The sequence below is a fragment of the Acinetobacter sp. genome, assembly GCF_050285345.1.
Lineage (GTDB): Bacteria > Pseudomonadota > Gammaproteobacteria > Pseudomonadales > Moraxellaceae > Acinetobacter.
This window is the reverse complement of record NZ_JBLZXR010000035.1, coordinates 15,967-29,285: the sequence shown is the minus strand read 5'-3', so window position 1 is coordinate 29,285 and position 13,319 is coordinate 15,967. Positions and strand designations below refer to the sequence as shown.

16 protein-coding genes are annotated in these 13,319 nt (G+C 41.8%); 13 read left to right on the top strand and 3 right to left on the bottom strand.

Annotated features, from left to right (window positions below):
* The first annotated feature begins 27 nt into the window (after positions 1–27).
* The 4 genes from metX to rdgB all read left to right on the top strand — a co-directional run bounded on the left by metX (position 28) and on the right by rdgB (position 3,101).
* Positions 28–1,188, top strand: coding sequence for a homoserine O-succinyltransferase MetX (gene metX, locus ACN6OV_RS03365; RefSeq protein WP_427949643.1), 1,161 nt, complete (start codon positions 28–30; stop codon positions 1,186–1,188).
* A complete protein-coding gene (metW, locus tag ACN6OV_RS03360; RefSeq protein ID WP_067763682.1) occupies positions 1,188–1,781 on the top strand; it encodes a methionine biosynthesis protein MetW in 594 nt (197 codons plus the stop codon). The genes metX and metW overlap by 1 nt, the downstream gene beginning before the upstream one ends.
* Positions 1,778–2,368: a tetratricopeptide repeat protein gene (locus tag ACN6OV_RS03355; RefSeq protein WP_427949642.1), complete on the top strand. Its 591-nt coding sequence runs from the start codon at positions 1,778–1,780 to the stop codon at positions 2,366–2,368. The genes metW and ACN6OV_RS03355 overlap by 4 nt, the downstream gene beginning before the upstream one ends.
* Positions 2,369–2,474: 106 nt before the next feature.
* Complete coding sequence (gene rdgB / locus ACN6OV_RS03350; protein ID WP_427949640.1) at positions 2,475–3,101, top strand: RdgB/HAM1 family non-canonical purine NTP pyrophosphatase; 627 nt, start codon at positions 2,475–2,477, stop codon at positions 3,099–3,101.
* Between the two features lie 165 nt (positions 3,102–3,266).
* On the opposite strand, the gene ACN6OV_RS03345 is transcribed toward rdgB, so the two are convergent.
* Positions 3,267–4,139 (bottom strand): permease, encoded by an 873-nt coding sequence (locus ACN6OV_RS03345; RefSeq protein WP_427949660.1) that lies wholly within the window; start codon positions 4,137–4,139, stop codon positions 3,267–3,269.
* A 143-nt stretch (positions 4,140–4,282) separates the two neighbouring features.
* Here ACN6OV_RS03345 and tatA point away from each other — a divergent pair, with 143 nt between their 5' ends.
* From tatA to ACN6OV_RS03325, 4 genes are all read left to right on the top strand, one after another.
* Positions 4,283–4,498 carry a Sec-independent protein translocase subunit TatA gene (tatA, locus tag ACN6OV_RS03340; RefSeq protein ID WP_427949639.1) on the top strand — a complete coding sequence of 72 codons (216 nt, stop codon included), beginning with the start codon at positions 4,283–4,285 and terminating at the stop codon, positions 4,496–4,498.
* A gap of 17 nt (positions 4,499–4,515) precedes the next feature.
* Positions 4,516–4,974: a Sec-independent protein translocase protein TatB gene (gene tatB, locus ACN6OV_RS03335; protein ID WP_427949637.1), complete on the top strand. Its 459-nt coding sequence runs from the start codon at positions 4,516–4,518 to the stop codon at positions 4,972–4,974.
* Positions 4,971–5,747 (top strand): twin-arginine translocase subunit TatC, encoded by a 777-nt coding sequence (gene tatC, locus ACN6OV_RS03330; RefSeq protein WP_427949635.1) that lies wholly within the window; start codon positions 4,971–4,973, stop codon positions 5,745–5,747. Before tatB ends, tatC begins: the two co-directional genes overlap by 4 nt.
* A 180-nt stretch (positions 5,748–5,927) precedes the next feature.
* The gene (locus ACN6OV_RS03325) at positions 5,928–8,165 is read left to right on the top strand and encodes a PhoX family protein (RefSeq protein WP_427949633.1); all 2,238 of its coding nucleotides are present in this window, start codon (positions 5,928–5,930) and stop codon (positions 8,163–8,165) included.
* Between the two features lie 39 nt (positions 8,166–8,204).
* On the opposite strand, the gene ACN6OV_RS03320 is transcribed toward ACN6OV_RS03325, so the two are convergent.
* Positions 8,205–8,984, bottom strand: a complete 780-nt coding sequence (locus ACN6OV_RS03320; RefSeq protein WP_427949632.1) for an NRDE family protein — start codon at positions 8,982–8,984, stop codon at positions 8,205–8,207.
* A 93-nt stretch (positions 8,985–9,077) separates the two neighbouring features.
* Between ACN6OV_RS03320 and lgt the strand changes: the two genes are divergently transcribed.
* The 3 genes from lgt to ACN6OV_RS03305 all read left to right on the top strand — a co-directional run bounded on the left by lgt (position 9,078) and on the right by ACN6OV_RS03305 (position 10,764).
* Positions 9,078–9,893, top strand: coding sequence for a prolipoprotein diacylglyceryl transferase (gene lgt / locus ACN6OV_RS03315; protein ID WP_427949630.1), 816 nt, complete (start codon positions 9,078–9,080; stop codon positions 9,891–9,893).
* 116 nt (positions 9,894–10,009) lie between these two features.
* Entirely contained in the window at positions 10,010–10,402 is a 393-nt protein-coding gene (locus ACN6OV_RS03310) for a hypothetical protein (RefSeq protein WP_427949629.1), read from the top strand.
* Positions 10,402–10,764 (top strand): hypothetical protein, encoded by a 363-nt coding sequence (locus ACN6OV_RS03305; protein WP_427949627.1) that lies wholly within the window; start codon positions 10,402–10,404, stop codon positions 10,762–10,764. The genes ACN6OV_RS03310 and ACN6OV_RS03305 overlap by 1 nt, the downstream gene beginning before the upstream one ends.
* A gap of 28 nt (positions 10,765–10,792) precedes the next feature.
* Here the strand turns inward: ACN6OV_RS03305 and ACN6OV_RS03300 are convergent, their stop codons facing one another.
* Positions 10,793–11,314, bottom strand: coding sequence for a peptidoglycan amidohydrolase family protein (locus ACN6OV_RS03300; protein WP_427949626.1), 522 nt, complete (start codon positions 11,312–11,314; stop codon positions 10,793–10,795).
* A gap of 540 nt (positions 11,315–11,854) precedes the next feature.
* Between ACN6OV_RS03300 and thyA the strand changes: the two genes are divergently transcribed.
* Both thyA and ACN6OV_RS03290 read left to right on the top strand, forming a co-directional pair.
* Entirely contained in the window at positions 11,855–12,697 is an 843-nt protein-coding gene (gene thyA / locus ACN6OV_RS03295; protein ID WP_427949624.1) for a thymidylate synthase, read from the top strand.
* 99 nt (positions 12,698–12,796) lie between these two features.
* Positions 12,797–13,309, top strand: a complete 513-nt coding sequence (locus ACN6OV_RS03290; RefSeq protein ID WP_427949623.1) for a dihydrofolate reductase — start codon at positions 12,797–12,799, stop codon at positions 13,307–13,309.
* Positions 13,310–13,319: the final 10 nt, after the last annotated feature.

Here is a 13,319-nt window from a genome sequence, read left to right as displayed (position 1 = left end):
ACTAAAGATTTAAGGCGAATAATTCCTGTGTCTTTTCCAGCTGACTCAGTGGGCTTAGTTACCCCGCAAAAGTTTACTTTTGAAGAGCCGTTAGAGCTCGAATGCGATCGCATCCTCCCACGTTTTGAGCTCATGGTTGAAACTTATGGCGAATTGAATGCTGACAAATCCAATGCGATTTTGATTTGTCACGCACTTTCAGGCCATCACCATGCGGCAGGTTATCATCATGAAGATGATCGTAAACCGGGATGGTGGGATGCATGTATTGGACCAGGCAAAGCCATTGATACCTCAAAATTCTTTGTGGTTGCACTGAACAATATTGGCGGTTGTAGCGGTTCTACCGGCCCAACCTCTCCAAACCCTGAAAATGACAATCGTCCCTACGGTCCAGATTTTCCACTGGTAACAGTGCGTGACTGGGTTAAAACCCAAGCCATGCTGTCTGACCGTATGGAGATTGCGCAGTGGTATGCCATCATTGGCGGTTCGCTCGGTGGGATGCAAGCCTTACAATGGTCAGTAGACTATCCTGAACGTCTACAAAAATGCGTGATTATTGCCAGCGCACCCAAACTTTCAGCACAAAATATTGCCTTCAACGAAGTGGCGCGTCAGTCAATTTTGTCAGACCCAGACTTCCATGATGGTCGTTATTTAGAAAATGATAGCTATCCAAAGCGTGGTTTGATTTTGGCGCGTATGGTTGGCCATATCACTTACTTGTCTGAAGAAGCCATGAAACAAAAATTTGGTCGTGACTTAAAGTCGGGCAAATTTATGTATGGTTTTGATGTCGAATTCCAAGTGGAAAGCTATTTACGTTATCAAGGTGAGCAATTTAGCCGTAACTTTGATGCCAATACTTATTTGATTATGACCAAGGCCTTGGACTATTTCGATCCATCGCGTGAATATGAACAGTCATTGAAACAAGCCATGTCGAATACTCAGTGTAAATTCTTGGTGGTGTCTTTCACCACGGACTGGCGCTTCTCACCTTCTCGCTCGGTTGAAATTGTGGATGCCCTAATCAGCAATCATAAGCCTGTGAGCTATGTGGATATTGATGCAGAGCAAGGTCATGACTCTTTCTTGTTCCCGATTCCTTTATATGTAAAAAGCTTACGTGCATTCCTAGGTGGTGAACAACACCTGCAAGCGACACCGAAGGAGACTCACTAATGCGTATTGATCATCAACTGGCTGAACGTTGGATTAAACCAGATTCAAGCGTACTTGATTTGGGTTGTGGTGACGGTGAATTACTGGCGCACATGAGCAAAAAGCACAATATTCGCGCATATGGATTAGAAATCGATCAGGAAAAGATTGCAATTGCTGTCAGTCGCGGGTTAAATATCATCCAACAGGACTTAAATTTAGGTTTAAGTCGTTTTGCCGACCAGTCTTTTGACTATGTGGTGATGGCACAAGCCTTGCAAGCTGTAGATGCACCCGATGTTCTATTACGGGACATGGTGCGTGTAGGAAAACAGGCGATTATTACCTTTCCAAACTTTGCGCACTGGAAGACTCGTTCTTTTCTTGCATTAAAAGGAATGATGCCTGTTTCGGATGCGTTACCCTATATGTGGTATAACACGCCGAACATTCATTTATGTACTTTCCGCGATTTTGAAGCGCTGTGTGCTGAAAATAACATCCGGATTATTAACCGACTTGCCGTGAATGGGGATCAACAAGACAGTTTACTGAGTAAACGTCTCCCAAATCTATTTGGTGAAGTCGCAATTTATCGAGTGAGCGCTCTATGAAAAAATTATTATTAAGCACGACGCTACTGATTGGACTTTTTAGTATACAAGCCCATGCGGATTATGTTGCTCCATCATCTTCAATTTCTAGCCAAGCTGCACAATATTCAATTATGGATATTCAAAGCTTAACCAAAGCTGCAAAAGCAGGTCAGCCCGGTGCTCAGTTTTACTTAGGCACTAAATATCAACAAGGAAAAGACGTATCGAAAGATGTGCGTCAAGCTTTTGCTTGGTATAAAGCAGCAGCTGATCAAGGTTTATCTGCTGCTCAACTTAATGTTGGTCGTATGCTGGCAGATGGTATTGGCACGAAAAAAGATGAAGTACTTGCACGTCAATACTTTGAGAAAGCCGCAAGCCGTGGGGATAACCGTGCAAGCTTTAACTTGGCAATGATGGAAGAACAAAAGAAAAACTACATGGGCGCTTATCAATGGTATGAGCTTTCGACCCGTGACGGCATGCTCGACAACAAAGTGATTAGCTTGTCTGAAGGCAAAAAAACTGCTTTGGCAGCGAACTTAAGCCAAGACCAAATCCGTCAAGCACGTGATCGTGCGGACAAATGGATTCAAGCGCAGTAAGTTCAGGTTTTCAAATAGAAAGCACCGAAAGGTGCTTTTTTATTGCCTGTAATCCACAGCAACTTGTTAAAATAATGCTCTATCTTGTTTTATGGTACGTATACACATGGCTTCAACCGATTGGTTATCTCAAGGGACTTTGGTGCTTGCAAGTAACAATAAAGGCAAAATTGCAGAATTTGAAAAGATGTTTGCCGAACTTAATCTTCCAGTTGAAGTCATTCCACAAGGTCAATTAAATATTGAAGATGCCATCGAAGACGGTCTCAGCTTTGTGGAAAATGCCATTATCAAAGCGCGTCACGCATCGAAAATTTCAGGCAAGCCAGCCATTGCCGATGATTCTGGCATTTGCGTCCCTGTACTCGGTGGCGCACCAGGTATCTATTCTGCACGCTATGCCGGTGAACATGGCAATGATGCAGCCAACAATACCAAACTCCTCGCTGACCTTAAACCTTTACGTAAAGATGGCGAAGCCATTGAAGGTATGTTTGTCTGCGTGTTAGCTTTGGTACAACATGCTGAAGATCCACTACCACAAATTTTCCAAGGTATCTGGAAAGGTGAAGTGATGGATGCTGCACGTGGGGAAAATGGTTTTGGTTATGACCCATTGTTCTGGTTACCGGAACTAAATGTATCAAGTGCTGAGCTGTCGAAGGAAGAGAAAAATAAAATCAGTCATCGTGGTCAAGCAATGCAATTATTGAAAGATAGTTTAGTGAAGTAAGACTATTTTCATCCACTCTCCTTCTAGATAAGCAGTATTGCTTCACAAGGAGAAGGGGGCAAAAAAATTAAACTGCGATCTGCTTTATCAATGAATATTTGATTACAGCCCTCTTTAACTCTCTCCCAAAAGGAGAGAGAACTTTTTATTTTTATAATCTTGACATTATAAATTCAGAATTAGTCCATATATAGTCACCACAACACAACTCATGATCGTGCCTGAGGCAATGTAACGCGCAGAAACCCCTGTCCCTTGATAATGAGTTTCGAGTGCCACAATATTGGCCGCGGGAGGCAAGCAGAACAGCATAAACATCACGCCAATATAGTTTTCAATCTGTGGAATCGGAATCAGCCAATAGGTCAGGCTACAAATTAGCGCTCCGACAGCAAGTTTCATCGCATAAATCCGACTACTATTGAGCAAATCAATCCACTGTACTTTGGTTTGACGTAACCACATACCAAGTACACACATGCCGGTAAAACTCATGCCAATTTTAGCCGCCTGATATAACAGATCCAATAGTTGATGATCTTCAAGATGTTGTAATCCAACAAGACGACAGAACCCTGCAATCATCAAAGCAAACACGGGTGGCGACATCGCGACTTTTTTAGCCACACTCGACCAAGGCAATTTTTCAGCACTGACTGCCATCACCGCCCACATATTGCCAAAGATTGAACCACCGACATACAGCGCTACCATCGCAGCACTAATTTCAGGGCCAAATAAGGCCAAGGCAAACGGAAAACCGAGCCAGGCCAAATTTAAATAGCTGACACATAAGGCGCGTAAATTATCTTTGAGAATCCATCGGAATAGATAAAACATGATGATGGCAACACTAAAGCTAAAGAGCATTAACGCCAGACTGCCTGCTTGGTAGAACACCATGTTGTAAATAATGACAGTAGGAATAAAACAACGCGCCAACACGCTGGAAAAAATGGATTTGAGTGCTGAGGTTCCTGAAATTGAGGCTAATCCAAGTCCGCATAAAAATCCAAAAATTGGAAGAAGAAATGCCACTGAACTGCCCTCAAAATTTACTGTCTGCATAGTAGCACTGAATTTACGTCATCATGCTATGTCTTTAAATTGCAATATCGTGGTCACCACACTGTCATATCTGGCTGCTGAAATGTGTTGAAGATGAATAAGAGGATAACAACATGGCTGGATTATCAATTTGGCACGTACTGATTTTTGCAATTGTGGTGATTTTATTGTTTGGTACATCAAAACTGAAAAACTTAGGTAAAGATGTCGGTGGTGCGGTAAAAGACTTTAAAAAATCAGTTCGTGATGAAGACGCGGATGCGACTGCATTAAACGAGCCACGTACGATTGATGCACAAGTCAAAACTGAAAGTTCTGTCAAAAGCTAATCGCCGAGAGCTGACACATGCTAAATATTGGAATGACCGAGCTTTTGGTGTTTGGCATTATCGCACTATTGGTTCTTGGGCCAGAGAAACTCCCTGAAGCAGCACGCTTTGCTGGCAAGTGGTATGGCAAAGCCAAACGCCTTGTTAGCAATGTGCAAAATGACATTGACCGTGAATTAAGACTGTCTGAATTACGCGAGCAAATGCAAAATGAAATGAAGCGAATTCAGGAACTTGAACAAAAGATGCAAGCTCAGATGCAACACATACAACAACAAAATATTTTGGCAAATGAAAAACACCTAGAGACTGCCACACTCGATAATAAAAATATCTCCCCTATTTATCAGTATGTGGGTCAAAAGCCCCCTGTATTACTTACACTTCAACCTATAAAACAAAAATCATCGGTAAATTCGGTACCTTATTTAGACTGTGTTCAACATCGCTTTGAACCGATGCGGGAGGCCGTATGACATCCAAGAACTTAAGCTCCGCAACAACACAAGATTCCAAACTGCTGCTTGAGGAGATGCCGATTACGAAACATTTGATTATCTTACGTGGCCATTTATTTAAAATCGTCGGTTTAATTTTGCTCTTGTTCTTTTGCTTATTGCCATTTGCCAATCACAGTTACCAAATGCTGTCTGAGCCATTAAGAGCACAATTGCCGATTAGCTCTTCGATGATTGCCACTGATGTGACCGCCACCTTTATGGCGCCTTTTAAGCTGAACTTTTTTGTGGCACTCATGTTGGCCATGCCATTTGTGATTTATCAGCTTTGGGCTTTTGTAAAACCTGCGCTATACGAAAAAGAAAAGTCACTCGCAACGCCCCTTTTGATTGGGAGTATTGGCTTATTTTATGCCGGTGTAGCTTTTGCTTATTTCATTGCGCTGCCATCCATTTTGCACTTTTTTATCAGTGTTTCACCTGACACTGTCGCCCCGATGACCGATATCAACAGCTATCTCAGCTTCTGTCTAAAACTGTTTTTGGTTTTTGGCTTAACATTTGAAATTCCTATTGTTACCTTGATACTCATCTTGATTGGGGTGGTGAGCACACAACAATTGGTTGAAAAACGAAAATTCATTATTGTCGGCTGTTTTTTTGTTGCAATGTTTGTGACCCCACCCGATGCACTTTCAATGATCATGCTTGCAGTACCGATGTGGTTGTTATTTGAGATTGGTTTATTTTTTGGCAAGTTGATTGAAAAAAAGCGAGCGGCTGAAACTTAAGCTCCCCGATTGAAAACAATGAGCAGGCAAAATTGCCTGCTTTTTTTATGGCTAAATTCATAAAAATGAAATGCCAATTTCACTTAAATTTCATACAAGCTTCACCCTATCGTCATATTTAAAATCTAAGTTATTGATAAATTTGTAAAATCAACCCAGCAAAACTTGCAAGGACACAAAATGTACAATGATGATATGACTCCATGTCAAGATTTGGTCGAAGATAGTAATACTTCAAATAATACACATTTCCAAACCATCTTAAATCAGCACATGAATCGCCGCAGTTTTATTGCAAAAACAGGCAGCGGTGCAATGGCATTAGCATTTGCTGCTTCTGTAAGTGGCTGTTCGGATGATGACGATAATTCAAATAATACAGGTACTGGACCATCAACTCCACAAGGTGATGACAAGCATGCATGGAGCGATCTTAAACAACGTCCAAGCAAATTTACTTTCGAAGCTGTAGAAAAAAATACGCAAAATGTTTTTAGTGTTCCAGAAGGCTATGAACTAAAAGTTTTATATGCGGTTGGTGATCCGATTAATAAACAAAATGCGATTAAAATTGACAGTATTTCACAATCTGGTGCTTCCTATAAATTCCGTTCAGGTGATTGCCATGACGGAATGAGCTTTTTTGGCATGCATCCTACCAACAAAAATTATGCTGCAAAAGAATCCGCTCAAGGCTTACTGGTTTTAAACCATGAGTACCTTTCTCAAAAAGAATTACATCTTCCGAATCCAATTACTACTGGTACACGTTCTGAAGATCAGGTTATGCGTGAAATGAATGCGCACGGCGTATCAGTAGTTGAAATCTCGAAAGATCCAACATCACAAAATGTCAAAATCAATCTGGACTCACCTTTTAATCGCCGCATTACTGCGCAAACTGAAATGGAACTTAATGGCCCAGCACGCGGCTCAAACCTAATGAAAACCCGTTTCTCACCAGATGGAACTTTAACACGTGGAACATTTGGCAACTGTGGTAATGGTTATACGCCATGGGGAACTTACCTCACAGCTGAAGAAAACTGGAGTGGTTATTTTGCGCGTAATGCCAATGATATTCGAGAAATTGAAAAAGAAAATATTGCCTTGCAACGCTATGGTCGTGGAGGAAGCAATGCACGTTCAAGTCAATATGGCTGGAATACGCCATTAGCTGAATTGACTGGAAACCGTGATTTTTATGATTGCTGGGATATTTCAGTTCAAGCAGAAAATGCATTACAAGATTATCGTAATGTCATGAATACTTGTGGTTTTATTGTCGAAATTGACCCTTTCAGTGCATCAGCTCGTCCTGTAAAACGTACAGCACTGGGTCGTTTTGCTCATGAAGACTGCCGTTGTAGTAACCCAATTCCAGGCCAACCATTAGCCTTTTATATGGGGGATGATGCGACTGGCGAATATATCTATAAATTTGTTACTGAAGCCGTCTGGGATCCAAAGGATATTAACGGTGGTTATACTGCTGGTGATAAATACATGGATAAAGGAACGCTCTACGTTGCTCAATTCAATGATGACGGCACTGGGGAATGGTTAGAACTCAGCTTTAATAAAAATGGATTAGATACATCAAATATAACTTATGCTTTTAATGATCAAGCTGATGTTGTTGTGCATGCGCGTTTAGCAGCTGACTCACTGAAAGCCACAAAAATGGATCGCCCTGAATGGGTTGCGGTTAATCCTGAAAATGGCGAAGTCTATGTCACTCTCACCAATAACAGTAACCGTGGCCGCTCCTATGATACTGATGCTGCAAATCCACGAAGTTACACTGATGAAAAAAATGGCAATGTGAGTAGCTCAGGTAATATGAATGGTCATATTATCCGCTTGCATGAAAATAATGAAACAACAACTGCTACTGGTTTCACATGGGACATCTTCTTGTTTGGCGCAGAAGCAGATGCCGATGCAAACATTAATTTATCAGGCTTAGATGACCTCAATGACTTCTCCAGTCCAGATGGTATGTGGTTTGACCCACGTGGTGTCCTGTGGATTCAAACAGATGATGGTCAATACACGGATGAAACTAACTGTATGATGCTTGCAGCACTTCCGGGTCAAGTTGGTGATGGTAGCAAAGCATTAGCCGCATCAACAAAACCAAATGGACAAGAAACTCTTGTAGGCGCACAACTACAAAATGACCGTGTACGTCGCTTCCTTACCGGTCCAAGTGGCTGTGAAATTACTGGTGTGACCATGACACCAGACTACAAAGCAATTTTTGTGAACGTGCAACATCCGGGAGGAACATGGCCTGCTAACCAAAGTTCTAAATACAGTCTTATGGGATCAGCGCCACGTTCAGCAACCGTAGTCATTACCCGTAAAGACGGTGGTGTGATTGCTGGGGAAGCATTGGAAACGACAAAGTCTTAAACCATTCAATAAAAAATGCCGACATCATGTCGGCATTTTTTATTGTTGAAGTGCTAACTCAATTTGCGTAATCTGTCCTTGCTGCTCACCCTGCTGCTGTTTTTCCAACCAATGCCACTTTGCCGCATGCATACAAAGAAAATTCGAACAACGCGTGCCATACACAGGACTTTGAATAAAGGTCGATGACAGCAATTCTTCCATCTCTACCTGTATACCCGTATTCGGTAACAGTTCAGGAATGATTTTGCGTTCATCTTCTAAAATATCCCAAACCGCCGCATCAAGATCAGCTTGTGGTTGATGTGACTGCAACATCGGTAAAAATTCTTGGGTAAAACGCTTACGCAAATGTCGGGTCTTTTCCCAATGTTCAGTCATTAAACCATTCGAGGTGACATATACGCCTTTTGCCAACACTTGCGGTGCTTCTCCACGATTGCTCATATACACCGCTTGATTTTGATCTCCCAGAAAGAGGTTAAATCCGGCATAGTCACATTGCTTTTTTTCCAGTTGTTGAGCAAAACGAATCGGGGTTTGCTTTGATTCTAAAAATTGCTGAATCAAAGCGCCGCGGGAAGTGGGATATGCGGTCTGATCACGACCATCACGAAAATTGGTCACAATGGCCCAACGCCCCGATGCCGTGACACCCATCCACGTACCGCCAGATTGCAAATCCTGCCCTGCAATAATTGGACTATTTTCCCACTGCTTTAAACTTACCGTGGGACGGTGATAGAACTCATCACGATTCGAAATCAGGCAAAGCGGGGTATCGTCCAACACCTGCCATGCAAAAGCCACAATGCACATAACCGACTCTCAAAATCTTTACACATTGAATGTACAACATTTTTCAGATGTTTCAGCTAAAATCTGTGCAAAACATAATGACAAGGAACAGCAATGCTGACTTATCCAAATATCGACCCTGTGGCGATATCACTGGGGCCATTACAGGTGCACTGGTATGGCCTGATGTATTTATTGGCATTTTTATTTGCTTGGGGTTTAGCCACCTATCGTGCCAAACAACGTGATGGTTGGACTTCGGAAATGGTCTCTGACCTGATTTTCTATGGCGCACTCGGTGTGGTGATCGGTGGTCGAGTGGGCTATGTATTTTTCTATGGCTTTGAGCAATTCCTTGCCAATCCACTGTGGTTATTTCAAGTTTGGACCGGTGGTATGAGTTTCCACGGTGGCTTTCTCGGTGTGATGATTGCCATGTTGCTGTGGTGTAAAAAATACAAGATGACCTGGTTCCAAACCCTAGATTTCATTGCACCGTGTGTACCTACAGGTCTGATGTTTGGTCGAATTGGTAACTTTATTGGTGGTGAACTGTATGGCCGTGCAGTGACCGATCCCAACTATGCTTTTGGCATGATCTTCCCGACCGATCCTTTACAGTTGGTGCGCCATCCATCGCAAATTTACCAAGCGCTGTGTGAAGGTTTAATTCTGTTTATCCTGCTGTGGTGGTTCAGTTCTAAACCACGTCCACGTTATGCCGTATCTGCACTGTTCCTTATTGGCTATGGTATCGCGCGCTTTGTGGTTGAGTTTTTCCGCGAACCGGACAATGGTCAACTATTCATTGGCTGGATGAGTAAAGGTCAGTTCCTGACGGTGCCGATGATTCTGATTGGCATTTGGCTTATGTGGTATGCCTACCAGAAAAAAATCTACGACTGGGGCCCACAAAAAACAGTTAAATGATAAAACGATAAAAAAGCGAGGCAATGTCCTCGCTTTTTTATGTCCAAATTTAGTCACTGAACAGCTGCTTTGATCTGTGCTAAAGTGGGTTTCGCTTAATTGAATACACGCTTCCCATGCTCGAATTTTGGTTTAACCCCACTGTTTCTGTTTTAAAAAAATTCCAGTTCTTTATTGCCATAGCAGTTTTGACTGGTGTGCTGTATTGGATGGAACCTTTAAAACTCGATGCAATTTTAATGTTCTTGGGTACGGGCGTAATTTTCCTGATCTGTCGCTACTGCAAGATTCATTTTGCTGCAAAAAAACCAACTAGCTTGCTCTATCGATTGCTGACATGGATTCCGATTGCCCTACTGTTGGCCTTAATTTTTCTCCATATGAACCAAGGCGACATCCTGATTCCCGGTGCTCAGGGGATTGGTTTTATGGCTTTGGCAATTTGCCTACTTTCACCGCTGTCCTTGCTGAATCAAAATAACCAGACTCCACCCAAAGGACCAGCTTAATGCTGAACTTTTGGTATTCTGAACACTGCACGCGAGAAATAAAACTGATCATTTCGGTCAGTACCTGTGTACTAATTTTTCTATGTTCGGCGCAGCAACAGCTCGAGCCAATATTTGCGGGATTAAGCATTGGCGTAGGTGTGCTGACGCATCTTTTATATCAATTAAAAAGCACATCACCACAAAAACTCAAATCTTACCTGAACTGGATTTGGACAGTATTACCTATCCTGTGTTTATGCTTATTAATCTATTTTTTACCGCATGAGCAGCGCTTATTCTTGGCGATTCAATGTCTTGGCTTTGCTGCAATTGGGTTATTTATTGTGTCGATTTATAGCCATCGGGAAAAACGCACTTAACCCGATCTTTATCATCATTTAACCCATCTTAGTGGTCTAAACGATAGTATTCGTATTTCACATTTTGATCTCGATATACCGCATAACCCGTTTGTCGAAAATCAGAAACCCACGCAGAACCCGAATAAGCGGCAATATGTCCATAAACGTGTTTATTGGTGCGGTTAATAATATAAATATCACCTTTTTTTGGGCGGTCAAAAGACAAGTTAATTTTTTGATAACCGATTTTTTGTAAGGTATGACCCCAATCTGCCGCCGCTACAGGATGACCATTAAAACGTGCGCCTGCTGACTCTAAAGCCAAACGCACACTACGCGCACATTTCTGTGTACTGCTTTGTCGCGTGATGCCTTGAAGAAATCCAGTTAAACGATCAATGTCGATACGTTGACCATTACGTGAAATCACATTTTTGGATGCTGACTTCTGGTTCGATCGGGCACTGCTGGTCTTGCCTATATTTTTTCCCGACTGAGAACGAATTATGATATTTGCCTGAACTGGAGCATGCACTTCGCTCAAGTTTACATTGTGATCATAAGCCATTCTTTAACCCACACTCCCGCCTTTATCATCGGCATTACAGTTTTTACAACGGCTGTGATAGTACCCCCTAAAGAATGTTTTTTCATGTAAAAAGTGTAAGATTTTTTAAATATTAATAGCTTTTTTAAAACATTTGACTGTTCTTCAATCGTATAAAATCATATGTTAATTCATGAAGTTAATCTTGAGATTCAGCTCATAAAACTTGGCTAACAAATAATAAAAACCAGTTTATTATTTAATCAAATTTAACTATTTCTTTGTGCTTTTCTCGCACATAATACCAGTGATTTTTCCCAATGTTACACTTTGTGCAACACAATTTGGTCACCTTTTTCATTACTCAAGTTGAGCCAAATTACCTTCCGAATTTGCATAATTTTTATCTTGGCTAAATAAAAACCAGCACATTTTTTCAAGAAAATTTTAAATTTTCAGCACTTCCTTTGACTACACCAACATGACAGAGTCGAGTTGTTTCATCACCATCAAAAACAAGCTAAGATGTGGCTCAAGAAATTCACCCAGTATGAGAAAGACATGCGCCAATATTTAGACCTTTTACAACACATTCTCGACAACGGTGGCGACAAAGGCGACCGTACAGGCACCGGGACACGTTCTGTATTTGGTCATCAGATGCGCTTTGATCTTTCAAAAGGCTTCCCTTTACTGACCACCAAAAAAGTGCATTTCCGTTCGATTGTGATTGAACTGTTGTGGTTTTTAAAAGGCGACACCAACGTTAAATATCTACAAGAGCATAAAGTGTCGATTTGGGATGAGTGGTCTACCGCAGAACAAACGGCACGTTTTGGCCGCCCTGAAGGTGAGTTGGGTCCTGTTTATGGTCATCAATGGCGTAACTTTGGTGCAACCAAAAAAGCCGATGGTTTATATGAACAAGATGGTTTTGACCAAATTAAATGGTTGATTAATGAAATTAAAACTAATCCTAATTCACGTCGCTTAATCGTGTCGGGTTGGAATCCAAATGAAGCAGGCAATGTGGCGCTACCACCATGCCATACCCTGTTCCAATTCTTTGTACATAACGGAAAATTGTCCTGCCAACTGTACCAACGCAGTGCCGATGTTTTCTTAGGTGTGCCATTTAATATTGCCAGCTACGCTCTACTCACCCACATGATTGCGCAAGTCTGCGATCTTGAGGTCGGTGATTTTGTGTGGACGGGGGGCGATACGCATTTATACACCAACCACTTTGAACAAGCTCAATTGCAATTAACTCGTGAACCATTAGCTCTGTGTCAATTAAAGCTCAATCCTGAGATTCAAGATCTGTTCGATTTTAAATTTAAAGATATTGAAATTGTCGGCTATGAATCACATCCAGGCATTAAAGCGCCGGTTGCCGTTTAATTTTTAGCTCTAAAACTGAAAAAACCAAATCCCACTTTGCGAAAAGTGGGATTTTGCATTTTAATAGGGATTATTTTCATTATTTCTTGAGTTTGTGCTATGGCGTTTCAGAATTTAGAAGTTGTTCATGTTGTCGCAATGGATCAGCAGCGCTGTATTGGTAAAGCGAATGATTTACCGTGGCACATTTCTGCCGACTTAAAACATTTCAAAGCCATTACCCAAGGTGGTGTGGTGGTCATGGGACGCAAGACCTTGGAGTCAATGGGACGCGCCTTACCTAAGCGTGTGAACTGGGTAATTACCCGTGACACCAACTGGTCTTTTGAAGGCACCAAAGTTGCGTATAGTATTGAAGAGGCCTTGGCTCAAGCCGTTGCGGATGTTGCTGTATCAGAAAAACCCGATAGCCTATTTATTATTGGTGGCGGTGAGATTTTCAAACAAACCATGAACATTGTCGACCGTCTTGAATTGACTCATGTTGAACTCGATGTTCAAGGTGATGCACATTATCCTGAAATCCCTGCCGAATTTAATAAAGTCGCGTCTGAACAACACATCGACGACAAAACAGGGATTGCTTTTGAGTTCGCAACCTACCGAAAATAAAGATAATTTC